The 23928-nt window shown below is 62.7% G+C and carries 22 protein-coding genes and 2 pseudogenes; 10 read left to right on the top strand and 14 right to left on the bottom strand.

Going from position 1 to position 23928, the window contains the following annotated elements; all coding sequences use genetic code 11:
- Positions 1–49 precede the first annotated feature (49 nt).
- Positions 50–829, top strand: coding sequence for an isocitrate lyase/PEP mutase family protein (locus AC1RJY_RS12580; protein WP_498602411.1), 780 nt, complete (start codon positions 50–52; stop codon positions 827–829).
- 78 nt (positions 830–907) lie between these two features.
- Here AC1RJY_RS12580 and AC1RJY_RS12575 read toward each other — a convergent pair whose 3' ends face one another.
- Positions 908–1831 carry a LysR family transcriptional regulator gene (locus AC1RJY_RS12575; RefSeq protein WP_014923239.1) on the bottom strand — a complete coding sequence of 308 codons (924 nt, stop codon included), beginning with the start codon at positions 1829–1831 and terminating at the stop codon, positions 908–910.
- Positions 1832–2013: 182 nt separating this feature from the next.
- Between AC1RJY_RS12575 and AC1RJY_RS12570 the strand changes: the two genes are divergently transcribed.
- On the top strand, positions 2014–2358 hold the full coding sequence (locus tag AC1RJY_RS12570) for a CBU_0592 family membrane protein (RefSeq protein ID WP_238324422.1): 345 nt from the start codon (positions 2014–2016) through the stop codon (positions 2356–2358).
- A 59-nt stretch (positions 2359–2417) separates the two neighbouring features.
- Here AC1RJY_RS12570 and AC1RJY_RS12565 read toward each other — a convergent pair whose 3' ends face one another.
- Positions 2418–2618 (bottom strand): hypothetical protein, encoded by a 201-nt coding sequence (locus tag AC1RJY_RS12565; protein WP_011776649.1) that lies wholly within the window; start codon positions 2616–2618, stop codon positions 2418–2420.
- 134 nt (positions 2619–2752) lie between these two features.
- Here AC1RJY_RS12565 and AC1RJY_RS12560 point away from each other — a divergent pair, with 134 nt between their 5' ends.
- Positions 2753–3259 carry a universal stress protein gene (locus AC1RJY_RS12560; protein WP_498602410.1) on the top strand — a complete coding sequence of 169 codons (507 nt, stop codon included), beginning with the start codon at positions 2753–2755 and terminating at the stop codon, positions 3257–3259.
- Between the two features lie 304 nt (positions 3260–3563).
- Here AC1RJY_RS12560 and AC1RJY_RS12555 read toward each other — a convergent pair whose 3' ends face one another.
- From AC1RJY_RS12555 to AC1RJY_RS12540, 4 genes are read right to left on the bottom strand one after another with little or no spacing between them, the layout of a single operon-like run.
- A complete protein-coding gene (locus AC1RJY_RS12555) occupies positions 3564–4955 on the bottom strand; it encodes a GntP family permease (protein ID WP_014923241.1) in 1392 nt (463 codons plus the stop codon).
- 22 nt (positions 4956–4977) lie between these two features.
- Entirely contained in the window at positions 4978–5613 is a 636-nt protein-coding gene (locus tag AC1RJY_RS12550) for a bifunctional 4-hydroxy-2-oxoglutarate aldolase/2-dehydro-3-deoxy-phosphogluconate aldolase (protein ID WP_011776652.1), read from the bottom strand.
- Positions 5610–7268: an N-acyl-D-amino-acid deacylase family protein gene (locus AC1RJY_RS12545; protein ID WP_498602409.1), complete on the bottom strand. Its 1659-nt coding sequence runs from the start codon at positions 7266–7268 to the stop codon at positions 5610–5612. Before AC1RJY_RS12545 ends, AC1RJY_RS12550 begins: the two co-directional genes overlap by 4 nt.
- 10 nt (positions 7269–7278) lie before the next feature.
- A complete protein-coding gene (locus tag AC1RJY_RS12540; protein ID WP_043471586.1) occupies positions 7279–8595 on the bottom strand; it encodes an alanine racemase in 1317 nt (438 codons plus the stop codon).
- Between the two features lie 178 nt (positions 8596–8773).
- Here AC1RJY_RS12540 and AC1RJY_RS12535 point away from each other — a divergent pair, with 178 nt between their 5' ends.
- The 3 genes from AC1RJY_RS12535 to AC1RJY_RS12525 are packed head-to-tail and all read left to right on the top strand — an operon-like array spanning position 8774 to position 10948.
- Entirely contained in the window at positions 8774–9781 is a 1008-nt protein-coding gene (locus AC1RJY_RS12535; protein ID WP_498602408.1) for a sugar kinase, read from the top strand.
- A complete protein-coding gene (locus tag AC1RJY_RS12530; protein ID WP_498602407.1) occupies positions 9741–10547 on the top strand; it encodes an IclR family transcriptional regulator in 807 nt (268 codons plus the stop codon). The genes AC1RJY_RS12535 and AC1RJY_RS12530 overlap by 41 nt, the downstream gene beginning before the upstream one ends.
- On the top strand, positions 10544–10948 hold the full coding sequence (locus tag AC1RJY_RS12525; RefSeq protein ID WP_011776657.1) for a RidA family protein: 405 nt from the start codon (positions 10544–10546) through the stop codon (positions 10946–10948). The genes AC1RJY_RS12530 and AC1RJY_RS12525 overlap by 4 nt, the downstream gene beginning before the upstream one ends.
- A gap of 281 nt (positions 10949–11229) precedes the next feature.
- Here the strand turns inward: AC1RJY_RS12525 and AC1RJY_RS12520 are convergent, their stop codons facing one another.
- From AC1RJY_RS12520 to AC1RJY_RS12505, 4 genes are all read right to left on the bottom strand, one after another.
- Positions 11230–12000, bottom strand: a complete 771-nt coding sequence (locus AC1RJY_RS12520; protein WP_498602435.1) for a polyprenol monophosphomannose synthase — start codon at positions 11998–12000, stop codon at positions 11230–11232.
- A gap of 76 nt (positions 12001–12076) precedes the next feature.
- Positions 12077–12973, bottom strand: coding sequence for an AEC family transporter (locus tag AC1RJY_RS12515; RefSeq protein WP_238324424.1), 897 nt, complete (start codon positions 12971–12973; stop codon positions 12077–12079).
- Between the two features lie 158 nt (positions 12974–13131).
- A complete protein-coding gene (locus tag AC1RJY_RS12510; RefSeq protein WP_011776659.1) occupies positions 13132–14445 on the bottom strand; it encodes an LssY C-terminal domain-containing protein in 1314 nt (437 codons plus the stop codon).
- Positions 14446–14507: 62 nt separating this feature from the next.
- On the bottom strand, positions 14508–15482 hold the full coding sequence (locus AC1RJY_RS12505) for an NAD-dependent epimerase/dehydratase family protein (RefSeq protein WP_498602434.1): 975 nt from the start codon (positions 15480–15482) through the stop codon (positions 14508–14510).
- A gap of 251 nt (positions 15483–15733) precedes the next feature.
- Here AC1RJY_RS12505 and treS point away from each other — a divergent pair, with 251 nt between their 5' ends.
- On the top strand, positions 15734–18025 hold the full coding sequence (gene treS, locus AC1RJY_RS12500; protein ID WP_043806441.1) for a maltose alpha-D-glucosyltransferase: 2292 nt from the start codon (positions 15734–15736) through the stop codon (positions 18023–18025).
- Positions 18026–18106: 81 nt separating this feature from the next.
- On the opposite strand, the gene AC1RJY_RS12495 is transcribed toward treS, so the two are convergent.
- Entirely contained in the window at positions 18107–18913 is an 807-nt protein-coding gene (locus tag AC1RJY_RS12495) for a C40 family peptidase (protein WP_498602406.1), read from the bottom strand.
- A gap of 435 nt (positions 18914–19348) precedes the next feature.
- On the opposite strand from AC1RJY_RS12495, the pseudogene AC1RJY_RS12490 reads away from it, so the two are divergent.
- Positions 19349–19558, top strand: a pseudogene (locus AC1RJY_RS12490) (DNA-directed RNA polymerase subunit alpha C-terminal domain-containing protein); the annotation flags it as partial.
- A 78-nt stretch (positions 19559–19636) separates the two neighbouring features.
- Positions 19637–19768: pseudogene (locus AC1RJY_RS12485) on the top strand (recombinase family protein); the annotation flags it as partial.
- A gap of 118 nt (positions 19769–19886) precedes the next feature.
- Here AC1RJY_RS12485 and ppk2 read toward each other — a convergent pair.
- The 3 genes from ppk2 to AC1RJY_RS12470 all read right to left on the bottom strand — a co-directional run bounded on the left by ppk2 (position 19887) and on the right by AC1RJY_RS12470 (position 22428).
- The gene (ppk2, locus tag AC1RJY_RS12480; RefSeq protein ID WP_014923250.1) at positions 19887–20831 is read right to left on the bottom strand and encodes a polyphosphate kinase 2; all 945 of its coding nucleotides are present in this window, start codon (positions 20829–20831) and stop codon (positions 19887–19889) included.
- Between the two features lie 86 nt (positions 20832–20917).
- Positions 20918–21466 carry a GNAT family N-acetyltransferase gene (locus AC1RJY_RS12475; protein ID WP_498602405.1) on the bottom strand — a complete coding sequence of 183 codons (549 nt, stop codon included), beginning with the start codon at positions 21464–21466 and terminating at the stop codon, positions 20918–20920.
- Between the two features lie 56 nt (positions 21467–21522).
- A complete protein-coding gene (locus tag AC1RJY_RS12470) occupies positions 21523–22428 on the bottom strand; it encodes a MurR/RpiR family transcriptional regulator (protein ID WP_498602404.1) in 906 nt (301 codons plus the stop codon).
- 194 nt (positions 22429–22622) lie between these two features.
- On the opposite strand from AC1RJY_RS12470, the gene AC1RJY_RS12465 reads away from it, so the two are divergent.
- Positions 22623–23924, top strand: coding sequence for an exo-beta-N-acetylmuramidase NamZ family protein (locus tag AC1RJY_RS12465; RefSeq protein WP_498602403.1), 1302 nt, complete (start codon positions 22623–22625; stop codon positions 23922–23924).
- Positions 23925–23928 lie beyond the last annotated feature (4 nt).

Here is a 23928-nt window from a genome sequence, read left to right as displayed (position 1 = left end):
GAGCCCGGTTCCACCCGTGAATGACGGACAACGATGACGGAGAACAACAATGACTGAAGCAAACACCATCGCCCGTGCACAACAGCTGAAAGCCCTGCACGAGGCACCGGAAATCCTGAGTGTTGTGAATGTGTGGGACGCCATCAGCGCCCGCACGGTTGCAGCGCTTCCTGAAACGAAGGCCATTGCCACTGCAGGGCATTCCATTGCTGCAGCCTTTGGTTACGCCGACGGGACCATGCCTTTGGACGTCGCTCTTGATGGGGTAAAGCGAATTGTCGACGCCGTCGATCAGCCGGTCACTGCGGACCTGGACGATGGCTACGACAACCCGGGTGAGACCATCCGCCGGGCGATCGGGATCGGGGTAGTCGGTGCAAATGTTGAAGACCGTTTGCGGCCCTTCGACGAGGCCGTTGCCCGCGTTCAGTCGATCATTGCGGCCGCCGCGGACGAAGGCATCGCGTTCCAGCTGAACGCGCGCACGGACGCTATCGCCCGGGGCGGGGACCGGCCGATCAAAGACAGCATCGAAGACGCCATCGCGAGGGGACGCGCCTTCCTTGATGCCGGCGCTTCGCTGGTCTTCGTGCCAGGTGCCATGGCCCGTGAGGTCATCGAACCGCTGGTTGAAGGCCTCGGACATGGGAAGCTCTCCGTCATCGGTGCTCCCGGAGCCCTCCCGGCAGCCGAGCTTCAGGAACTTGGTGTTGCCCGCGTGTCCTATGGTCCGTTCACCCAGAGGGTGGCTCTTCGCGCACTTCGGGAACTGGCCACCGACCTCTATGGCTCGGGCGTAGTGCCGGTGGACACTCCCGCGCTGAACTAGCTGAACCTGTCCCCGCCTGACCAGTCCCCAACTGACCAGCCCCGGCCTGACCAGTCCTGTCTGGGAAGGCGGGACTGCTCAGGACCCTGAGCGGGTGTCGAACGCGGCCGCAGATTCCCGGAGCAGGCGGGCCACTGTGTCCACGGGCAGGCTCGCTGCCCTTCTCCGGTCGAACCTTCGTAACGCGATGTGCCGGGTCCCCAACCCGGGAACATCAAGGATGTCCACTTGGTCATGGACCACACCCGTCAGGGCCAGGGTGGGCACGATCGCGACCCCCTCACCGGCAGCCACCAGTGCCAGCGCGGTGAGCGTGTCGTGGTACTGGTGAACAGTCTCAATCCGGGCGCCCGTCGAGTGGCGGAGGCGCCCAAGCACGGCAGTGTTGGCTGCTGACGGCTCGACTCCCAGCCACGGCAACGGCAAGCGGCTCAGGTCGATGTTGTCCGTGCCGAGCAAGGTTCCTGCGGGGACCACGAGCTTCCACGGTTCATCCAGCAAGGGTTCCTGGATCATTCCGGTCGCCATCGGGTGCTGCTCTGCCGCCGTCGAATCCTGTTCGATCACCACAGCGTCGAGCTGGCGTTGCCGGAGCAGCCGCATCAGCGCAGGAAAGCTGTCCTCAACAATCTGAATCTGCAGCTGTGGGTATTGGCTCCGCCAATCGGGGAGGCGCGGGATCACCACTGTGCGCATGAAACTGGTGAAGCCGCCCACCCGCACCACTCCCGCGATATTGACTTCGCTTTGCATCCGGGCCCGGGCTACGTTGAGTGCCCGTTCTATCTCTTCCCCTGCCTCTGCCATGGCCAGGCCTGCGGGTGTGAGCACTGAACCTTTTGGGGTACGCAGGAGTAACGCCTGCCCTGCTTCGCTCTCGAGTTTGCTGAGTTGCTGCGACACTGCGGAGGGCGTAATCCGCAATTCATCTGCTGCCGCGAGAACGCCTCCGGTCCGTGCAACCGCGAGAAGCACCAGCAGCCGGCGCGGGTCCATATCCATGTTAAGCGCTCCTAAACATGGGCTTCAGAATAATGCAATTGAACTAAATGACTTCCTCGCTCAATATTGACTCAAAAGCACGATTCTGTCTCGCAACACCGACTATCGAATCAAGCCCCCAACCCGGTCCTGACGCCACCCGTCGGCTTTATCCGGGTGCCAAAAAACGTGAAAGGACTCCCATGGAACTGCTGTTCGAAATTGCCGGTTGGGCCGGTGCAGTGGCGATGCTCGGCGGCTACATGGCAGTGTCCATGGGCTGGTTGCAGGCGGGCAGTACCTTCCAGACAGTCAATCTGTTTGGTTCGTGCGCCTTCATCATTAATGGCACGCTCCACGGAGCCTGGCCATCCGTAGTAACGAACGTAGCGTGGTTCCTGATCTCAGCCGTGGCACTTCTGCGGATGAGGGCAAAGCAGAGGCCTGTGCAGGTGGTGGCTCAGGCTCACGAGAGCCCCTCACTTGGTCCGGACACTGCCGCCCAGGTCATCGTCACGGCCACTCGACCAGCCACCAGCTGCGCATAGCGGCGAACCCGGGAACAGCCACGCCGCTGGCGCCGGCCCCGGCTGGCTGACGGGCCCCGTCAGTCCACGAACTCCGACTGTGTCTCGATGAAGTCCCAGTCCGCAACGGTCAGGACGCCACTGACCTTGTCCGGATGGGGCCCGCCGGCTTCGGCAATATGCTGCAGTACCTGCAGCGGCAGCTCTTCGGCGCGCAGGTTTTCCCGCAGCCATTCCTTGCTGTCCAAGTGCAGATCGAGCCACCACATGTAGATTTCCATCGCGGACCGCCTTCCTTCGGATGAGCCGTGGACCCGGATTAACCGTAGGCCCGGTCAGGAACGTCTACAAGGGTCCGCCCATGGCTGGGCCTAAGTAGCTGTTCAAGCGCACGCCGCAGCGCAACAATAAGGGTATGGCAGCGGAAGGTTTCAGCGGACGTATTCCCCTTGTTGTCGGAGTGCTGCCGGACCAGCATGTGGAGGTCCTGCAAACTGCCAGGACCCTCGCCGAACAACTCGGCGTTCCGCTGGTTTGCGCGTACGTGGATGAGGCCAGCTACCTTGTGGAGTGGGACCCCTCGCGCGAGACGCACCGGATGTCGCTGCATCCCAAAAAGGATGACGAGGACGTCGCTGCCGTCCGCGGTGATCTGGGTAAGGCAATCGCGGAGGCCATGGACGGCGGGACAGCCGATTGGACTCTGCGCTTGCTAGCGGGTGATCCCGCCAGGGCCTTGGGCCGCTTGGCGGCGGATATCGATGCCTCAATGATTATCGTCGGGACCCCGGAGCCCGGGCTGGGGCACCGAATTTCCGAAGCCTTGAACGGCTCGGTGGCGGCCTGGCTAAGTCATCACCAGCGGCGTCCGGTGCTGATTGTGCCCCAAAAGAAGAGGCAGAACGCCGCCCATAAAAACTAAAGCGAAAGTACTTATTCGAGGTGGTGGCAAAGGCGTCTCTCGGCACGTAGAGTAATTACTGCAGGAAGGCGAAAGCCCCTGCTCAAAGGCTGCTCCGGAGTGCGTATCCCCCAATAACGCACTCCGGAGCTCTTTGTTTTAAGCGGGCTCACCCGCGTGCCGCCACCACCTTCTTTGACGCGAAAACGGCCCCGACACGCCTGGTTGCAGGCGTGTCGGGGCCGTTGTGATTTCAATGTGGGTGGTGACGGTACAGGCTCACGCTACAAGCACGACGTCGCCACCCGGATTGGGTGCCAAGAGGTCACCTGACGAACGTGTACAGCAGCGCCGCCATACCGAAGCCCACAATGGAAAGCACTGTTTCCAGCACGGTCCAGGTCTTCAGGGTGTCCTTGACTGACATGTTGAAGTACTTGGAGATGATCCAGAATCCGCCGTCGTTCACGTGGCTGGCGATGATGGAGCCCGAGGAGATAGCCACCACGATCAGCGCGAGCTGCGGTTGCGAGTAGCCGGAGGCGAGGCTGGGGGCCAGGATGCCGCCGGTGGTCACGATTGCAACGGTGGCCGAGCCCTGGGCGATGCGCATGCCGGCGCTGATCACGAAGGCGGACAGGATGATGGGAAGCCCGGCTTGGGACAGTGAATCGGCCACGGCCTTGCCGACACCGGTGGCTGAGAGGACTGCGCCGAAGAAGGCGCCGGCACCCACAACCAGCAGGATCATGCCCACGGGACGCAACGAGGATCCAGTGATTTCGCTGAGTTCGGCGGAGGTCATGCCGCGGCGGATTCCCAGGAGCCACATGGCCAGGAGCACGGCGACGGTCAGCGCGATGGCCGGGTTGCCGAAGAACTGGAGCACATCACGGAAGGTGCCTGCGGGAGCAAAGATGTTTCCGAAGGTACCGCCGAGGATGAGGATCATGGGCAAACCGATGGCCAGAAGCACCAGTCCGATGGACGGTTCGTGGCCCTTGGCTTCCTCGGCTTCGGGAACAATGCGATCCTCCGGAACGGAAACCATGACTCGCTTGCCGATCCAGGTGCCCCACAAAATACCGGATGCGAACCATGCAGGAATACCGCAGATGAGGCCCATGAGGATGATCCAGCCGAGATCCACGCCGAACAGTCCGGCCGCAGCAACGGGGCCGGGGTGCGGAGGAAGGAAGGCGTGCGTCACGGAGAGTCCAGCGAGCAACGGCAGGGCGTAAAGGGCCAGCGACTTGCCGCCACGGATTGCGGCGACGTACACCAGCGGGGCAAGGACAAAGATGCCGATGTCGAAGAACACGGGGATACCCAGCACGAAGCCGGTGATACCCATGGCGAGCGGGGTGCCCTTTTCGCCGAAGATCTTCACGAGGCGGCCCAAAAGCACTTCCGCACCACCGGACCGTTCCAAGATGGCGCCGAGGACGGTACCGAGGCCAATGATTACCGTGATGTGGCCGAGGATGCCGGCGAAGCCCTTCTCAATGAGGGCGTCGCTGCTCTTGGTGGCCGAGCCGACAAGGGCCTCCACGGAGATCCCACCCACCAGGGCCACGATCACACCGGTTCCCACCAGGGCGATGAACGGTTCGAGCTTGACCTTGATGATCAGGAACAGCAGAAGGGCAATGCCGGCGCCTGCCAGGAGGAGCAGGCCGGCGGTGTCGTGCCGCAGCCATTCGAGGAATTCAGTCATGACGAGTCTTTCTGGGTAAGTCCTACTTGAGGGTGCCGGTGAAGGCTGCGGCACGTGCCGCGATGTCTGCCCAGTCACCTGCAGCAACTGCCGCGGGCGGGACTACGCTGGTGCCGCAGCAGACTGCGGCAGCACCGGCGTCGAGGTAGCTCTTGGCGTTGGAGGCGTCGATGCCTCCTGAAGGCAGCAATCGGATGCCCGGGTACGGGCCCTGCAGGTCCTTCAGATACGCCGGGCCGAGCTGGCGGGCGGGGAAAATCTTGACGGCGGCCGAGCCCAGGTCCAGGGCCTGTGCCACCTCGGTGGGGGTCATGGCGCCGAGGCTGAACGGGATCCCCGCAGCCACGGCGACGGCGGCGACCTCCGGCCTGAGGCCGGGCGTCACCAGGAACTGCGCACCGGCGTCGATCGCTGCGCGGGCTTGATCAGCGGTCATCACGGTGCCGATTCCGACGGCGGCGCCGTGCTCCGCTGCGGTCTCCGCCGCGCGCTTGACGTGCGTGAGCACATCCGGTGTGGTGAAGGTCAGTTCGACGCTGCGGATGCCGCCGTCGGCCAGCGCCCGGCAGAGATCGGCGGCGTCGGTGATGGACGGTGCGCGGACCACGGCCAGGGTGCGGTCGGCTTCAAGCTGCTGGAGGAATTGTTCAGGGGTCATTGTTGTCCTTCTCTGGTGAGGCCGTCGCTGCTGCGACGAAGGGCACGGCCCGCGCGGGCGCCGGTGGGCTTGCCGCCGTCGATCGCTGCCGTGCCGTTGACGAAGACGTACTGGAGGCCGCTGGCGGCTTGGCGGGGGTTCTCAAAAGTGGCTTCGTCGCGGACGGTTTCCGGATCGAAGAGCACGACGTCGGCCGCGTAGCCTTCGCGGACCAGTCCCCTGTTGTGGAGCTTGAGTCGTGCGGCGGGCCGGCCGGTGAGGTGGTGGACCATTTCCTCGAGGCTCAAGAGTCCGAGGTCCCGGGAGTAGTGGCCGAGGTAGCGCGGGAAGGTTCCCCAAGCGCGGGGGTGTGGCTTGGCGCCGACCAAGAGTCCGTCGCTGCCGCCGGTGTGGGTGCGGTGTTTCATGATGGCCTGCACGTTTTCCTCGTGACCCACGTGCTGCAGGATTCCGGTGCCGAGGCGGTCTTCCGTGAGGATCTGCGCGAAAACGTCGAAAGGCTCTTGCTTGGTCTCGGAAGCGATGTCCCGAACGGTCTTGCCCACGTAGCCTGAGAGCGCGGGATTCTGGACGCCGCTGATCTCCAGGGTGTCCCATTCGGCCACCACTCCGTGGCAGCCGTCGGAGCCGTAGATCTCCACGGCTTCTTGGATGCGTGCGCGGGTTTCCGGATCTGCCAAGCGGGCCAGCGTGGCCTCGGTTCCGCCCGACGACGCCCAGCTGGGGAGGATCGCGGACAGTGTGGTGGCGCCCGGGAGGTACGGGTACGTGTCCAGGGTGATGTCCACACCCTGGTCAAGGGCTTGGTCGATCAGCTCCAGGAGCTCCCCCGCCCGGCCCTTGTTTTCCGCGAAATTCATGGTGGCGTGGGACAAGTGCAGGGCACATCCAGTCTCGCGGCTCAGCCCGATCATCTCGGCGTAGGCACCCAGCGCACCCTTGCCGTAGGAGCGGTGGTGCGGCGCATAGAAGCCACCCAGTTCACCCACCGTCCGGCAGAGCCCGGCGAGTTCCTCGGTCTGCGCGTACATGCCCGGCGTGTAGGTGAGGCCCGAGGACATTCCCACGGCCCCTTCCTCCATCGCCGTGCGGATGATGTCCTGCATCTGCTGCTGTTGCTCCGGCGTGGGGTCACCTTCGGCGAAGCCCATCACCATGGCGCGGACGGTTCCTTGGGGAACAAGGTAGGCGGCGTTGGTGGCGATTCGGCCACCGTCCTGTTCCGTGTCCAGTCGGTCGAGGTACTCGCCAACTGTCCGCCAGTTCCAGTCGAACTCGGCAGGATTGTCGTTCCAGCCGGCGATTTTCTCGCGGACACCCGCCAGCGTGGCATCATCAACCGGCGCATAGGACAGTCCGTCCTGACCCAACAATTCCGTGGTGACGCCTTGGCTGAGCTTGGCGTAGTGATCCCTGTTGACCAGCAGTTGCAGGTCCGAGTGCGCGTGCATGTCGATGAACCCGGGGCTCAGGACCAGACCGGTGGCATCGATGACGCGCTCCGCGCCGGTTTCCACTGCGGTGAGGGACCCGGCGTCGAGGGTTCCGGCGTCGACGACGGCGGCAATCACCGCGCCGTCCAGCAGGACGTCCGCGCGGCGGCGGGCCGCTCCCGTTCCGTCCACCAGGGTGGCATTGTTGATGAGGGTCTTCATGGCATGGGTCCTAGAAGAAGGTATGGATGAGGTCGACGACGGTTTGGTCGCCGGCACTTTCGGCGGACGCGCTGTCCGCGAGCACCGGGATGACGGTCCACTTGTCGAACGCTGTGCACGGATGGGACAGGCCCAGCCGGACGACGTCGCCGGGGTTTACCGTGGTGGTGTTGGCGTCGTAGCTCATGAAGCTGTGTTGGTCGTTGACCGAGGTGATCTGGGCACCAAGCAGCGGTTGCATAGCTTCACCAAGGACCGGGCCGATGAACTGCGGCTCGGGCAGGCCTTCGTCGAACGGGAGGTCGCGCTTGCCGGCGTCGAGGATGGCCAGGCCCGGTTCAGTCTGCGAAACAACGCGTGCCCAGCCGTGCATCCCCGCTGTGAACGGTTGGTTGCCTTCGCGGGAAAACGGCGAGATTCCGCGGTAGAAGCCGTCGTCGTGGATGATGTAGGCGCCGCTGCGGATCATGAGGTCCACATTGGGACCGTCCTCCGGGTCTGCCCTGATGTACGGCGACAGAACCGTCACAACGTCGTCAAAGTAGGCGCTTCCCCCGGCTGTGAGGAACACGGAATCCGTGCCATACAGGCCTTCGGCGAGAAGCTGCTCGTGGAGCAGTCCTATCCGGGCGAGGTAGCCGCGAACGGCGGCCAGGCCGGCGTCGTCCGCTGTGTGCGCGAGCGAGCCTTCGTAACCGCTGACGCCCACCAGGCGAAGGTTCGGTGAGGCGGAGATTGCCCGGGCTATCTCCACGGCAGCCTCCACGGATCGGGCACCGGTCCGGCCGCCGTGGGCGCCGAGCTCCACCAGGACGTCCAGCACGGCATCGCTGCCGGCAAGCGTCCGGTTGATGACGTCCACGGTTCCCGGCGAGTCGATCCACGACAGGATGGTGGTGTCCGCGGGCTGACTTGCGACCCACTGGATCGCGTGCGGATCCGTGAGGCTGTTGGCGAGCTGCAGGTTCCGCACGCCGAATTCGCGGGCTACGCGGAGCTGGGCGAAGTTGGCCAGGGTGATGCCCCAAGCGCCCCGGTTGAGCTGCTCGGTCCACAGCTGGGGCGACATGGTGGTCTTGCCGTGCGGGGCGAGCAGCACACCGTGTTCGGCGCACCAATGGGCCAGGCGGTCGGCGTTGGCCCGCAGTGCGCCGGCGTCGAGCGTGAGCAGCGGCGTTTGAAGGTCGGCCAGCGTGTGCTTGGCGGCGAGGAAGTCCGCATGGGTGGTTCCGTTCGCGGATGCGGGCACTGCTTTGTGGCGCCAGTCCAGACGGCGTTCAGCCAGGCCTGACACGGCGGATGCCGAGATGGCTTCGGAAGTGTTCACGCGTTTGGTTCCCTTCGCGGTGCTGCGTTCTTGAAGCTGCGTTGTGGGGTTGTTGGGTGAGTTCTGCTTGCGTTGCGTATTTTGCAACGCTGGTTGCAAACCTGCTGGTGATATGTCTAACATGGTGGCGGATCGAGAGTCAAGGCCGCTGCGAAGCGCACGAACTAGTGGGAGAACGATGCTTTCAGCCGTATGCGTGGGCGAAACCATGGCCATGCTTACCCCTGTCCACGCCGTCCCCCTGCACCTGGCAACCGAACTTCACTTCGGGGTCGGCGGCGCGGAATCCAACGTCGCCATGGGCTTGGCGGCCATGGGCCTGGACACGCACTGGGTCAGCCGGGTGGGCCACGACGGCTTCGGCACCCGCATCCTGCGCGAGCTTCAGGATCACGGCGTGGGCGTCTCCGGCGTGGAAGTGGACCAATCCCTCCCCACCGGCCTGTACGTCAAAGTCCCGGCCCAGGAGTCAGACCCCGACGGCGGCAGCTCGGTTCTGTACTACCGGCAAGGATCTGCGGCCTCGGCTATGGGACGGGACACACTGTCCAATCCAGCCGTTTCGTCGTTGCTTGAGAACGCTGCGCTGATCCATCTGAGTGGGATCACCGCTGCTCTCTCCCCCGAGTGTCTTTCGCTGTTGGAAGCAATCCTGACCTCTCCCCGCAACGGGCGGACCATCAGCTTCGACGTCAACTGGCGCGAAGCCCTCTGGGCAGGCCAGGACCGTTCCGTCCTGCAGCGCCTGGCGAACCTGGCCGACGTCGTGCTTGTTGGAAAAGACGAAGCCGAGCACGCCTTCGGCACCACCGACGAAGCCGAACTCCGCCACATGATGCCCGACCCGAAGGTACTGGTCATCAAGAACGAGGCCATCAGCGCCATCTCTTTGGACCGGAGCGGCACCCGGGAAGAGGTGCCCGCACTGTCCGTCGCCGTCGTCGAGCCTGTTGGTGCGGGTGACTCGTTCGCCGCCGGTTACCTCAGCGGCATGCTGTTCGGGCTCGGCCAAAAGGAACGCCTCCGCCGCGGCCACGTTGCTGCTGCATGCACCCTCACCGTCCACGGCGACCGCGGTCCGCTGCCCGACGCCGCCGAACTCGCAGCCATCCTCGATTCTTCGGATGACGCGTGGGCTGCTATCCATGTTGAAGACGGACAATTCAACACCAGAACCGGAGCGTGACACCGTGAGCCAGAGTCTCCTGCGAGCAATCGACCTGCTCGGCGAACTCGCCGCCAAACCAGCAACCCTGGACGAGCTCGCGTCCAAGGCCGCCGTGCACAAGACCACGGTGATGCGGCTCCTGCACGCCATGGAAGAAAAACGGTTTGTGGTGAGGGACGAAGACCAGCGGTTCATGCTCGGTTCCAAGCTTTTTGAACTGTCCTCGCTGGCCTTGGAACAGCGGGACATCCGCAAAGTGGCGCACCCGCACCTGGCCGAACTCAACGGCCGCACCGGGCACACCGTGCACCTCGCCGCCTTCGAAGGAAATGAAGTGGTGTACATCGACAAGTTCGAGTCGCACCACCCCGTGCGCATGTACTCGCGCATCGGCCTGACTGCATCACTGCACTCGGCCGCTGTGTCCAAAGTCCTCCTCTCCGACATGCCGCGCAGCCGGCAGGAAAAGATCGCCGCGGGGCTGGACTACGTAAAAGTTACCGAGAACACCCTGACCTCGCCGGAGGCCTTGCTGGCCGAACTCGAGCAGGTCAAGGAACAGGGCTGGGCCCACGACAACGCCGAGCACGAAGCGTTCGTGCACTGCATCGCGGCCCCCATCCGGGACGCCAGCGGCGCCGTTGTTGCCGCAGCCTCTTGTTCGGTACCGGTAGTGATGCTCAGCTATGAAGGCTTGCTTGAGCTGCTGCCCGACCTCAAAGCCAGCACCGAGGCCATCTCCAACGACCTCGGCTGGATCAGCCACGAAAGGAACTCAGCATGAGTGAAAAAACCGTAGTACTGACCGAAAACGCCCCCGCCCCGGCGCACGTATTCTCCCAGGGCATCAAAAAAGGCGGAATGTTCCAGGTCTCCGGCCAGGGACCCATGGATCCCGCCACCAACCAGTACATCGGCGAGGGCGACGTCAAAGTCCAGACCCGTCGCACGCTGGAGAACGTGAAGGCCATCCTCGAAGCCGGTGGATCCTCCGTTGAAGACGTCCTCATGTTCCGCGTCTACCTCACCACCCGCGACCACTTCGCTGCCATGAACGAGGTCTACGGCGAGTTCATCCGCGAGAACGTGCCCAGTGGTTTGCTGCCGAGCCGCACCACCGTGTTCGTGGACCTGCCGCACGAGGTCATGCTGGTGGAGATCGACGCCCTGGCCGTCACAGCGTAACCCTCTCTCACATCCCTAGGGCTTCCACCGGACGCTCTCTCACATCCCTAGGGCTTCCACCGGACGCTCTCTCACATCCCTAGGGTTTCCACTGGACGCTCTCTCACATTCGCTTAAGGCTCGACGGCGGCACTCATCTTGAGTGCCGCCGTCGAGCCTTAAACGGTGGCTGGGACGCGTTCGGTCACCACCCACATTGATTGTTTGGGCGGGCCAACACGCCGCGAAAGCCGGCGCGTCTCAGCTTCCTTGGGCTCAAAGTGGGTGGTGGCGGCACGCGCCTACTTTTGAAACCGGAGCTTCCACGGCGTGAGCGCGGACTCCAACTGTTCGCGGAGATTCATCTTTGAAGCGCCCTCGACGCGTTCTTCAAAGTGGATGGGTACTTCAGCGATCTTAAGGCCTTGCCGGGCCGCCCGGTAGTTCATCTCAACCTGGAATGAGTAGCCGTCACTGCGAACAGACCCGACATCAATCTGCGTCAGCGCCGAGGCCTTCCACGCCTTGAAACCCGCTGTTGCATCTTTAACCTTCAACCCCAGGATGGCGCCTACGTAAAAGTTGGCCCAAGCTGAGAGCGCCTTGCGATGCCACGGCCATTCCGCGGCCGTGGACCCACCGGCGACATAGCGCGAGCCGATCACCAGCGCAGCACCGGAATTACGAATCCGGTCAAGCATTGTAGGAATTGCCGACGTGGGGTGGGATAGATCTGCATCCATTTGGATGACAACGTCGGAGTCTTCCGTCAGAGCACGGGTCATTCCGGCCACATAGGCACGCCCCAGCCCATCCTTTTCTTTCCTATGCAGGACGGACACCGTTCCCGTGGATTCCGCTGCCAGTTGGTCAGCCACCGTTCCTGTGCCATCGGGGGAGTTGTCATCCACTACGAGGACATTTAGGTTCACGATCCCAAGTGCATCGAGCTGGGCAACGAGAACGGGCAAGTTTTCCCGCTCATTGTAAGTAGGCACAACAACGGTGATTTTCGGATATTCAGTAGTCAAAACGTAGGTCCCCAATTCGGATTTCGGATCTGGTCCGACCATGGTGCCGAAGCGCGCACGACGGGCCAAGCCAGTCTATTGATTCAACTCCGACACCCTAAACGGCCACACGACCGCCCTAGCCGAACAACCAGGCCGCACCCAGCAGCAACGGAACAGCCAAGATGCTGGTGAACACAGCCGTTGACTGGGCGATGCCTTGGCCCACGCCGTAGCGGACTGAGTAGAGGACCACGTTCTGGCCGGTGGGGAGGATCGCGCAGGCAGTGACCACAAAGGTGCTGAAGGGGTCCAACTGGAAGACGAAAGCGGCCAAAACCCACGCGAGCACGGGCTGGATGGCCGACTTGAGGATGACGGCGATGGTGGTGGGGACGCGGTCGTCGATGCCGGGACGGACCGACAATCCATGCAGGGACATTCCGAAGATGATCAACATCAGCGGGACAGCCAGTTGGGCAACCAACGCCAACGGATCCAGGACAAGGCTGGGCAATTGAATTCCCAGGGCGCTGACCAGCACGCCCAGGATCGCCGCAACAGTGACAGGGTTGCGGAACGGGATGGAGAGCGTGCGCCACACTGACACTTTCTTCCCCGCAGGGTCGGTGAGGTCCAAGATCGTCAGCGCAATGGGCGTCACGATAGCCAGCTGGAACAGCATGATCGGCGTGACGTAGGTGGCACTTCCCAGGATATAGAGCGACAACGGAACACCCAGGTTGGTGGAGTTCACGATGCCCACGGACAGCGCACCAATAGTTGTGCGCCGGACACCCCATCGAGCAATCGTGCCAGCCACCGTGAACACGAGCATGACAGCCACAGCCGTCACCACGGAGATCAGGCCAGTGGCGCTCAGGACGTCGTTGATGTGCCTGGATGCGATAGCCGAGAACATCAAGCAAGGCAGACCCACCATGAAGGTCAGAGTGGAGAGGACTTTGCTTCCCTCAGGCCCCAACGCCTTGGTTTTGCCGAGGATGTAGCCGATGAGCAGCACAATACTGACCACGAAGAAACCCTTGAGGACACCGTCCAAACCGTCTTACTCAATCCACTCTTCGGGGGGCCCGCCGACAGCGCAGGCTCTGGAAACAGATTTCAGACTATCCGGCAGGCGCGCGTTACCCGTTCTGCGTTACGTAAGGGCTAATCCAAGCCCAAAGAGGGTCAGGAAGACACGCGCCGACTGACCACCGACGCCGGGACAGCTGGAACGCGCTGCCGTTTGGCGTACACCCGGGCCCTTTGGCTGGACAACGCCAGGAGCACCAGGATGTCAGTGGCCAGGCCGGAGAGGCCGGCTTCAAGGGTGATATTCGCGCTGCCCGTAGAGTAGTCGATCGCCTGGACCAGGATGGACAGCGAACTCAGGCCCATCGCAATGACGCGGGCACCGTTGCTGCCAAGGAATATGCGCCAGGCCAGGAAAACTTCACCCAGCCCGAACACCAGGACGACTCCTGCTACCAAGGCGATTGCCGCCGTCGTGCTTTGCGGGTCTGATGAGTCGTCGTCGAAGGTGAGCCCGGATATTTCACCACCGGAGGTGAACAAGGTGATCGCCAAGGCCAGCGCCGCCACCGCCCTGGCCACCACCAGGGCGGCGCCCATCATGATGGGCGCCGGCCGTCTGTCCCTGCTATCGGTCCGGTTGGGTGGTTGATCCGAAGGAACGGGGACGCGGCGGGCGTCGACGATCGGCAAATCGCCGTCGGTGGAAATGGAGTCACCGCCGCCGTTGCGCGTGTGATAACCGGTGGAGAAGTCCTCGATGACCTGCACCATCACGGCTGGCTCAGCGGCCGAAACTGTAGAAACGATATGGTCTCGCTCCACATCGGTGTTCTGTTCAATCTTGTGCGTGATCTGGAGCGTAAACAGGGAGAAGCCGACGCTGCGATCGTACGTACCCGCGGCGAGCCAATCCACTTTGTGGCCTCCCGGCAGGAGCCAGCCTTCAGGGCAACGCCAGAAGCGGACGTGGTGGCGTTTGCCGGGGGTGTTGTTGACCTCTTGCTGGTAGGCGAAGTCCTGCTGCCGGTCGAAGAGATACAGGGGGCTGACGGGCGCCTCCGTGTAGCTCTGCCGGAAAATGGTGGAGCTGATGATGCGTCGGCTGCTGGCGAAGGTCACGTCGTCGGCCATGGTCCAGCCGGCGGCCCTCATGACCGCATGGATCTGCGGTTCCGCCCCTAGTAAGGCAACGTTGACGGGGTCACCGAGCAGGCCATCACTGGTCCGGGCGCGGCCAATGAAGTACCCAGGAACGTAAATGGTGGTCAGAATCCTGTGGAGTCGGGGCAACAGCAGGTATGCCAGGAATGCCCAGAACACCACCGAAAACCACAGCTGACCCCACCCCAGGTGGAAGCTCTCCCCCACCAGCAGAAAAGCCAGCCACACTGCAGCCGCGCCGCCAAGGATGAAAAATCCGTGGTCGAGCCGGCTGTCTGTAGCTTCTTTGTTCGGCACCTTGTACATATAGCTCCCCCCTTGCGCTCCTTAAGCTTCGGGCCTTGGGTGGCAGTTGTACATGGGTCCACTTAAGCCAGCAGGCTTGGCACCGGGAGTTGTTTGTTGTCTATGAGCCATTGCACGGATTCGCGCACCGCCTGCTCGGGTTCATATCCAGGTGCGTACCCGATCAGGGATGCGGCCTTGTGGATGCTCATGCAGTGGTTGCGGGAGAGGTGGGCCCAGCTGGAATCGGCAAATTCCGGGGTGGTGGTCCGGCGGAACTCCTCCCAGCTCACGGTTTCCATGCGGGGCTCCTGCCCGAACCAGGACGAGGCAATGCTCACGTAACCCCGAACCGTCAGGGCAGTGGGCGCAACAATGTTGAAGTCCTCCCCGGCTGCAGCGTCCCGTTTCAGGATGGCTTTCTCGAAGGCCTGCGCAACATCGTCGGCATGGACGTGGTGCATCAATTCGGTCCCGCTGCCGGGAACCTGAAGCGGCTGACCGGATGCAATCGTCTTCCACACTGCGGGATCCAAATTGCCGAGAGGTCCGATCGGTTGCCACCCGGGCCCCACAATGTGTCCAGGGTGAATGGATGTTGTGGCCAGGCCTCCGGCAGCAGTCTCTTCCTTGAGCATGTCCGCGATGTCACGTTTCCGGATCCCGTACTGGTCCAATGGTTCAGCGGCGGACTCCGCTCCCTCGGCAATGGGCAACTTCAAGCTGACCCCGTGCCGCCATATGGAGCCGCAGTGCAGCAGATGCTCCGTCTGGTTCCGCAGACTTTCAACCAGCGCGGTGGCCGATTCGAGCGTGAAGCAAATGAGGTCAACCACGACGTCGGCACCCAGTGCCGCTACCCTGTCACCGAAGCTGCCCTCGCGTTCCTCGTGGTCGCGGTCCGCGGTGACCTGCCGAACCTGCTGCCATTCGGGGACGTCAGCGTACGGCGGGCTGCTTCCGCGGCTGACGTTGATGACCTCGTGCCCGGCGCGCACAAGCCGGGGAACGAGGAAGGACCCGATGTGGCCACTGCCGCCGATGACAACGATCTTCATGAGTGCTCCGATCTTCATGAGTGCTCCGATCTTCACGAGTCACGGTACTGAATGTTCGGTACGTACCGGTAGGCCCCGACGCCCAACGTCAACCCCGCACATAATAACGAGACTTACTTGTTCCCGGGTTAGACAAACGGCCTGCTCCCCCGACTAGCATGAATAGTCCGGGTAAGCCCGGGTACGTGACCTCTTGAACGACCCCCTCGGACGGTCGGCGTTGACGCGGCGACCACGTAAAGGAGAAAACTGTGCGGGAGCCTGCAGTCAACGAGAGCGTGTCAGAAATCAGCGAAACTCCAGAGGAAAATCCGGAGGAGACGCCACAGGAAACGCCCGATGAAACCGCAAGCGAACCGGCGGAAATCACGTTTGATGAACAGTTCTACCCGGCCCGGCCCAAGGCTTTGCGGCCGATCGCCCGGAGGCGGCAGTTCTTCGCAGCCCGGCCCTCACTGGAATTCGATGGCCTGAACTCCACCTATGTGGACTGGCTCAGGAACCAATCCATGCTGGGTGACGCCAACACCATGGCCCGGCAATTGTCCGGGCAGGCCAGCATGTGGCAGAACTCTTACGCCAGGCCCAACCCGCGCTCAGCTGTGGAGCGCGCACCCGTCTGGTTCACCGCCTACCCGCTGTCCTTCATCACCAAGGACGGCCAGTCCTTCCTTTCAGCGTTGGGCGATCCTGCACTCTGGGATGCGTTCAGCCAGATTGGCATCCGCGGGCTCCACACCGGGCCGGTCAAGCTCGCCGGTGGCATCCGTGGCTGGTCGCAGACACCCAGTGTGGACGGCCACTTTGATCGGATCAGCATGGCGATCGACCCTGCCTTCGGCACCGAGGAAGAGTTCCGCCAGATGTGCGAGGTGGCCAATGAGCATGGCGGCACCGTCATTGATGACATCGTCCCGGGGCACACCGGCAAGGGAGCGGACTTCCGTCTTGCTGAAATGAACTTCCGGGACTACCCCGGCATTTATCACATGGTGGACATCCCCGAAGAGGACTGGCACCTGCTGCCTGATGTCCCGGAGGGCGAAGACTCGGTGAACATCAGCCCGGCGGCTGAAGAGGCCCTGCAAAAGGCCGGGTACATCATCGGACGCCTGCAACGGGTCATCTTCTACGAACCCGGCGTCAAGGAAACCAACTGGAGCGCCACCAAGCCCATCATTGACACCACGGGCAAAACCCGGCGTTGGGTTTATCTGCACTACTTCAAGGCCGGCCAGCCTTCCATCAACTGGCTGGACCCAACCTTCGCCGGCATGCGCCTGGTGGTGGGCGACGCCCTGCACTCATTGCTGGACCTCGGGACCGGAGCGCTCCGGTTGGATGCCAATGGCTTCCTGGGGGTCGAGAAGAGTGCTGAGGAAGAACCCGGCTGGTCCGAGGGCCACCCGTTGTCCGAGGCCGCCAACCAGCTGATTGGTTCCATGATCCGCAAGGTGGGCGGATTCTCCTTTCAAGAGCTCAACCTCACCATCGATGACATCAAGACCCAGTCCGAGTCCGGCCCGGACCTCTCCTACGACTTCATCACCAGGCCCGCCTACCACTACGCCCTGGTTATAGGAGACACAGAGTTCCTGCGCCTTACCTTGCGGCTTTCCATGGAGATCGGCGTGGATCAGGCGTCGTTGGTGCATGCCCTCCAGAATCACGATGAACTGACCTATGAGCTGCTCCACTTCGCTGCGGGCCACAGGGACGATGTCTTTGAACTTGCCGGCGAGGAACTCACGGGCGCAGAGGTGGCCGAGAAGGTCCAGAACACCATGCGGGAACGGCTCACAGGTGAGAACGGGCCCTATAACGCGGTCTTCACCACCAACGGCATTGCCTGCACCACGGTCAGTTTCATCATGGCGGCCCTGGGCATCAACGATCAGGATGCCATCACCGAGGAGCAGGAAGCCCAGGTGCTTGACGCCCACGTGCTGTTGTCCATGTACAACGCATTGCAGCCCGGCGTCTTCGCGCTTTCCGGTTGGGACCTCACGGGCATCACAGCACTGGATCGGGAGACGGTCCGGGAGCTCACGTCGCAGGGTGACACCCGTTGGATCAACCGTGGCGCACACGATCTCATGGGGACCAGCCCGGACGCGAAGTTCTCTTTGGCGGGAATGCCCCGTGCCCGGAGCCTCTACGGTCCGCTGCCCGATCAGCTGAAGGACCCAAACTCCTATGCCCGGCGCCTCCAGCAGATCCTCACGGTACGGGAAGAGTCGGGGATCGCCACCAGCACGCTTCTGGATGTGCCCGACGTTTCCCACCGCGGGCTGTTGGTGCTGGTGAACCAACTCGCCGACGGAGCACTGCAGGTCACTGTCCTGAACTTCTCGGACCAGGACATTGCCGGCAGCATCCAGTCCTCACACCTTGTCCCGGGCGCCACCGTCCATGATCTATTCTCCGGCGAGGACGTCAGCCAAGTGGATGACCTCCACAGCTTCTTCCTCGAGTTGCCCGCTTTCCAAGGCACGGCGCTTCTCTTGAAGGACCCGGTAGTGGAGGACGAGGTCACCGAATAGAAAGCACGACGTCGGCACTCACGGTGAGTGCCGACGTCGGGCTAATTCGCGGCTCGCAGGCGCAATGGCCAGACTGCAGACCTACGCGACGCGCACGAAGGACGCACCTGGAAGCCAGCTGAGGGAGTGGACTGCGGTGGTGTAACCATTCACACCGCCACTTACTACCTGGCCGTTGCCAGCGTAGATGCCTACGTGTCCGGCTGTGATGACCAGGTCACCGGGTGCTGGTGTGCTCACGACCGTTCCGTACTGGAAGAACTGCGTCGGGGCGAGGTCACCAACTCTCTTACCAGCCGAGCGCAGTGCTTTCTCCACCATCGCGGTGCAGTCCTGCTGCAGGCCCAGCTGAGAGTTGGCCGAGGCCAGCAGATTCGTGCCGACGGAACCGGCAGTCACGGGGGCGGAGTCCGAGGTCAGAGAGATTTCCTGGCTCGGAGCGGCTGCAGAGGTGGCTGATGTGGTGGCTGACTCTGCTGCAGCCGCGTATCCCGCTGCGGGGATCCGTAGCTGGTCACCGGGAAAGATGATCGACGAAACGGATAACCCGTTTGTAGAGAGGACATCGTTCAAGCTCACGCCGTACGCTGCAGCAATCATCCCGAGCGTGTCACCGGAAGCCACGGTGTGGATATTCTCGGCGGGCAGCGCCGCTGCCGCGCTGGTGTACGCCTGCCCTGTGATGGTTGTCTCCTGATTATCAGCACCATAAACACCTGCCTGGGCCGGTGCCCCGACCCCAGTGACAAGGCCCGAAACAGCGACCGCTACGAGTGCCGGACGTCCCAGCACCCGTGCTTGGGATATCGCCGTGACGGCCAATCCCTCCAGCACAATTGAGCGTCCAGGGGTAGCCCGATGGCGGGCATTAACCGAATTCTTCGACATGTCTCTAGCCTCTCCAGTGCCTGCGGGGGTGAGCGTGATACCAACTACCAAGGCCGTCAAAGAGGGCCGTGGGAATGTGGTTCCCCCGTCCCTGCCAGCTGAAAAGCGATTGGATTCCGGTCAGCGGCAGGGCTCGGCAATCTGACCAGAGCGCCCCGGTTGAAACCAAGGCACTCTTAGTAAGAGGACGATCGCGGCCTTTTATGACGCGGCTCCCGGTAACTCACACGATTAGGTGGGGAATGAGAGAAGCGCGGAGCCCGGCTTTGGCCCACAGGAGCTCCTGACCGCTGAGGTTCGTGTCTTTCGTGACAAATGTCACTCCGAAAGTCCGGCATATTTTGGGCTTGCACGGCACTTAATCCGTGCCTTCCATGCCGTCAGCCGTGCTCGACAGGAACGGCGAAATGTCCGTCCCTTGCCAGAAAGTCATAAATGCAGTCGCCGAACAACAACCCAATTCCCGATCACAACGGAGAACTGGGCAGCACCGAGGTCTTGACCGAGCTTGGGCTGCCCGCAAGGCCCATGACCAGCCTTCGTCGGCGCGGTATCTCAACCATTGAAGAGTTGATTACTTGGTCCGCCGAAGACCTTCGGTTTGAGGTGCAAGGACTCGGAAGGGGTGGGCTCAAGGAGATAGAGGCCGCACTGGCTCGCCTGGGTCTACAGCTGTCAGCAACCACACGGCGGTCAGAAGTGGCTGCGGCAGCGACCACTGGCAAGCTGGCGACCGCAAACGCGGCCAGGGCGGAAGGCCGAACAGCCATGGAAGCGGCCCGTCTAGTGGGGTGGAGTCGCGCCACTTTGTACAGGCACCACCAAGCCGCCTCACGTCGTAGCGTGGATATTTAGTAAGCGCCCGGCATAGTCAGTTAATGTCCGGCTGGCCAACGAATGTAACAAGGTTTCGAAGAAACGCGGAAAGCACGACGTCGGCACTTTAGGTGAGTGCCGACGTCGAGCTTTGGTGTTAGTCGCCTACGGCGTCGCGGCCGCGGCGGAGGATGAGCGGATCGGCGTCGTAGACAACCGAGGTGTCCTTGTCCTCATAGTCGAACTGGTTGAGGAAGTAGCGCATGGCATTGATGCGCGCGCGCTTCTTGTCGTTGGACTTGATGGTGATCCACGGCGCGTGGTCGGAGTCCGTGTGCAGGAACGTCCGTTCCTTGGCGTCCGTGTACTCGTCCCAGCGATCCAGCGACGCCAGGTCCATGGGCGAGAGCTTCCAGCGGCGGACGGGGTCGATCTGGCGGATGGCGAAGCGTGTGCGCTGCTCCTGCCGTGTCACGGAGAACCAGAACTTGGTGACGTGGATGCCGGCGTCCACCAGCATCTTTTCGAAGACCGGGGCCTGACCCATGAAGGTGTCATATTCGTCGTCAGTGCAGAACCCCATGACGCGTTCCACGTTGGCGCGGTTGTACCAGGAGCGGTCGAACATGACGATCTCACCTGCGGTGGGAAGGTGCTGGATGTAGCGCTGGAAGTACCACTGGCCTTGCTCGCGGTCAGAAGGCTTGGCGAGCGCAACGGTCCGGGCGGAGCGTGGATCCAGATGCTCAGTGAAACGCTTGATGGTGCCGCCTTTGCCGGCGGCGTCACGTCCCTCGAAAACGATGACGTGCTTGAGCCCAAGGTCCTGGCCCCAGTACTGGAACTTCAACAGTTCGATCTGCAGGCGGTACTTCTCGATCTCGTACTCATCGCGGGTCATCCGCTGCTGGTAGGGATAGTCCTCGTTCCACGTCTCCACCGCTGATCCACCGGGGTCGATGAGGTCCGGGTCTTCGCCCTGGCCGCCGCTGATGGTGTAACCCAATTCAACAAGGTGGTCGATGGTTTCCCGCAGGTTGTCCCTGACCCACCAATCGTCCAGTGATGTGCCTGTTGGGCTCGATGGGGTTGCCTCCGTCATGCGGTCCTCCTGGTCTGTGAGCCTGCCCGGTCTGCGGGTAGTGCGCGGCAGCCTAACAAGGCTTGGTGACGGGAACGTGAACGGGCCTAGGCGGGCGCTCCCAGGTCAATCCAATAGCGTCGAAAAAGCTGCCCATCCTCGTCCGTCCGCACATCCTCGAGCACCCCTCCACACCGCTCGATGGTCCTTGCGGACGCTGCGTTGCTGTCATCGCACGTCAGCAGAACGCGATCCGGCAGAATGCCATTCGGCTGTGCCCGGGCGGACAAGCGGGCACAGAGTTCCCGGAGAGCCCAAGTAGCCGCTCCCCTTCCACGGTCGGACGGTCGTACCCCGTAGCCGATATGGCCACCCGAGTTAAGGAGGGCCGGGGTCAGGTGGTGACGAAATGCGATGGAGCCTACATAGCGCGAGTGCTCAGTGATCCAGCGAAAAGTACACGGAACCATGCCGTCCTTCTCCGGGGTGTTTTCAGCGTCCAGCAGCCTGGCAACCCATTCCTCAAACCCCTCCGGGGTGGTGACGTCGTCAGCCATGAAGACGGCGGCACCGTCCTGATGGGCGCCTGCCCACTCTTGGTGGGACTCGAGGAACGAGTGGTAAAAGGACTTATCAGGGGCAACAAACGTGAACATGGACCGACCCTATCCCGGACGCGCTTTCCCGGGTTGTCATACCGGGCTGCTAGGGCCTACGGGTTTGCTCGCGGCAGCTTCCTGCCCCGCACAGCTGCGTGCGTCTTCTGGAGTGCAGCAATTGATGAGTCGTATGAATGCTGGGCGACTCCCACAAAGAGGCAGTCAACGATCATCATCTGCGCTATCCGGCTACCCATTGCCCCCGGCCGGAAAGGAGTCTCGCGGGCGGCCGTACTCAACACAATGTCGGCCGCCCTGCCCAATGGCGAGTCAACATGGTTGGTGATGGCGATGGTGACGGCTCCGGCCGCTTTGCCCGCCTTCAGGAAATCGATGGTGTCCAGGGTGGCTCCCGAGTGAGAGATGGCGATAGCAACGCCGTCGGCATCGAGGAGGGCCGCGGAAGCCAGGGCGGCATGCGGGTCCCCCCAACTGAACGAGGTTAGGCCTATCCGGTGCAATTTCTGCTGCATGTCCTGGCCCACCAACCCGCCCGCTCCCACGCCGAAGATGTCGGTCTTCCGGGAACTGGACACCGCGCTTACCGCCCGGGCCAGCTGTTCCACGTCCAGCACTTGGGCGGTATCGGCGATGGACATGGTTTCGTTGAAGGCAATTTTGGAGACGATGTCCTGCAGCGAGTCTGCAGTGTTGATGTCTTCATAGACCGCGGCAGGCACGCCATGGGCCACACTCTCCCGCGCAGTTTCGCGGGCTAAGTCCAGGCGCAGAGCGGAGTAGCCGCCGTAGCCCACCTTCTTGTAGAACCGGACCACAGAAGTAGTGGATGTTCCACACTCCTCAGCCAGGTCACCGATGGACATGGCTGCTGCCCTGGACGGGTCAGCCAGGACCAGCTCAGCCACGGCCCGTTCCGAGGGGCGCAGTGCCGGCAGGACAGAGCGAATCCGCACCAGAACTGTGCGGGACAACTGTGCATTGTCCGGCGCTTCCACCATGGTTTCCTTTCGATGGGTCGAACCCAGGCCGGGGCACTGCCCCGACCCAAGTCACCGCCCGAGTCTTGTCATTAAGTTACACAAGCGGCGCTGAGAAGGTAAGTCATTGACGCAATGCAGGCAAGCGAATACGGTCGATGTAAGGAAAATCACAAATTTTGTCATGTCACTCGCTCCCCTCGAAAGGCTTCTTCATGGCACTGGACCGTAGAAAACTGCTCCATGCATCCGGGCTGGCGGCAGCTGCCGCCGTCGTCGCGCCTTTTGCTCCCGGCGCAGCTGCCAGCACCAACCCCAGCGCGCAGAATCGGCCGGGGAAACCGGGCGCTCCAGTCAGTGGCGCCGACGTTGCCGCCGCGACAAACTGGAGCATTTTCGCGGGACGCAAGGTGGGAGTCATCACCAACCCCACCGGCGTGTTGGCGAACTTCCGCTCGATCGTGGATGACATGGCGGACAAAGGCGTGGACGTCGGAGCAGTCTTCGGTCCCGAGCACGGTTTCCGAGGGACCGCGCAGGACGGCGCCAGCGAAGGAACCTCCGTGGACCCGCGGACCGGCATCACGGTTTACGACTCCTACGGCGCCAACGTTGCCGATTATGTGGGCTTCTTCGAAGCGTCGGGGGTGGACACCATCTGCTTCGACATCCAGGACGTCGGGGCACGCTTCTACACCTACATCTGGACCATGTGGGGTGCCATGCAGGCGGCGTCGAAGACAGGAGCCACGTTTGTTGTCCTCGACCGTCCGAACCCCATCGGCGGCCAAGCCCGCGGACCGGTCCTGCAAAAGGGGTTCGAATCCGGCGTTGGCCAGTTGGGCATTGCGCTCCAGCATGGGATGACGGTGGGCGAGCTCGCCAAATACTTCAATGCGGTTCATCTTCCGGCCGCCGGACTCACACCCATCCAGGACCTTCACGTGGTGGAGGTCCAGGGATGGCGCCGCGACATGACCGGACCGGACAACCGGGCGGCCTGGATCCTGCCGAGCCCCAACATGCCAACACCGGAAACGGCCACCCTGTACCCCGGCACGGCCCTCTTCGAGGCCACCAACATGTCGGAAGGGCGCGGCACAACCCGGCCCTTCGAACTCATCGGCGCGCCCTACGTGGACTACCGCTGGGCCGAGGCACTGAACAGCAAGGGCTTGGCAGGCGTCACGTTCCGGGAGGCATACTTCCAGCCGACTCTTTCCAAGAACCAAGGCATCATCTGTGGTGGCGTGCAGGTTCACATCACCGATCCCACCCGCGTCGAAGCCCTGGAAGTGGGCACCCACATGTTGGTCGAAGCCAAGCGCCTATACCCCGGCTTCGGTTGGCGCGGCGACGGCGGCCGCTGGATGGGCCTGCTAAGCGGCTCGGCCAGGTTTGCTGAACAGCTCGACGCCGGTGCTGACGCCAAGACCATCATGGACAGCTGGCGCTCCGAACTGGACCAGTTCGTGCGCGAGACCCGCGCGTATCTCCTCTACAACGGCAAGCGCTAGTCGC

This window comes from Arthrobacter sp. GW822-FHT05G07 (assembly GCF_058799755.1).
Note: the sequence above shows the minus strand (reverse complement) of the source record. Positions and strands in the feature narration are given on the sequence as shown.

Coding starts and splice junctions, on each gene's coding strand:
- ppk2 (WP_014923250.1), bottom strand. CDS start 20,831: ATGACGGAGGCAACCCCATCGAGCCCAACAGGCACATCACTGGACGAT.
- AC1RJY_RS12495 (WP_498602406.1), bottom strand. CDS start 18,913: ATGTCGAAGAATTCGGTTAATGCCCGCCATCGGGCTACCCCTGGACGC.
- AC1RJY_RS12465 (WP_498602403.1), top strand. CDS start 22,623: ATGGCACTGGACCGTAGAAAACTGCTCCATGCATCCGGGCTGGCGGCA.
- AC1RJY_RS12575 (WP_014923239.1), bottom strand. CDS start 1,831: ATGGATATGGACCCGCGCCGGCTGCTGGTGCTTCTCGCGGTTGCACGG.
- AC1RJY_RS12510 (WP_011776659.1), bottom strand. CDS start 14,445: ATGTACAAGGTGCCGAACAAAGAAGCTACAGACAGCCGGCTCGACCAC.
- AC1RJY_RS12560 (WP_498602410.1), top strand. CDS start 2,753: ATGGCAGCGGAAGGTTTCAGCGGACGTATTCCCCTTGTTGTCGGAGTG.
- AC1RJY_RS12550 (WP_011776652.1), bottom strand. CDS start 5,613: ATGACCCCTGAACAATTCCTCCAGCAGCTTGAAGCCGACCGCACCCTG.
- AC1RJY_RS12545 (WP_498602409.1), bottom strand. CDS start 7,268: ATGAAGACCCTCATCAACAATGCCACCCTGGTGGACGGAACGGGAGCG.
- AC1RJY_RS12565 (WP_011776649.1), bottom strand. CDS start 2,618: ATGGAAATCTACATGTGGTGGCTCGATCTGCACTTGGACAGCAAGGAA.
- AC1RJY_RS12530 (WP_498602407.1), top strand. CDS start 9,741: ATGTTGAAGACGGACAATTCAACACCAGAACCGGAGCGTGACACCGTG.
- AC1RJY_RS12580 (WP_498602411.1), top strand. CDS start 50: ATGACTGAAGCAAACACCATCGCCCGTGCACAACAGCTGAAAGCCCTG.
- AC1RJY_RS12525 (WP_011776657.1), top strand. CDS start 10,544: ATGAGTGAAAAAACCGTAGTACTGACCGAAAACGCCCCCGCCCCGGCG.
- AC1RJY_RS12475 (WP_498602405.1), bottom strand. CDS start 21,466: ATGTTCACGTTTGTTGCCCCTGATAAGTCCTTTTACCACTCGTTCCTC.
- AC1RJY_RS12570 (WP_238324422.1), top strand. CDS start 2,014: ATGGAACTGCTGTTCGAAATTGCCGGTTGGGCCGGTGCAGTGGCGATG.
- AC1RJY_RS12505 (WP_498602434.1), bottom strand. CDS start 15,482: ATGAAGATCGTTGTCATCGGCGGCAGTGGCCACATCGGGTCCTTCCTC.
- AC1RJY_RS12555 (WP_014923241.1), bottom strand. CDS start 4,955: ATGACTGAATTCCTCGAATGGCTGCGGCACGACACCGCCGGCCTGCTC.
- AC1RJY_RS12520 (WP_498602435.1), bottom strand. CDS start 12,000: ATGGTCGGACCAGATCCGAAATCCGAATTGGGGACCTACGTTTTGACT.
- AC1RJY_RS12535 (WP_498602408.1), top strand. CDS start 8,774: ATGCTTTCAGCCGTATGCGTGGGCGAAACCATGGCCATGCTTACCCCT.
- AC1RJY_RS12470 (WP_498602404.1), bottom strand. CDS start 22,428: ATGGTGGAAGCGCCGGACAATGCACAGTTGTCCCGCACAGTTCTGGTG.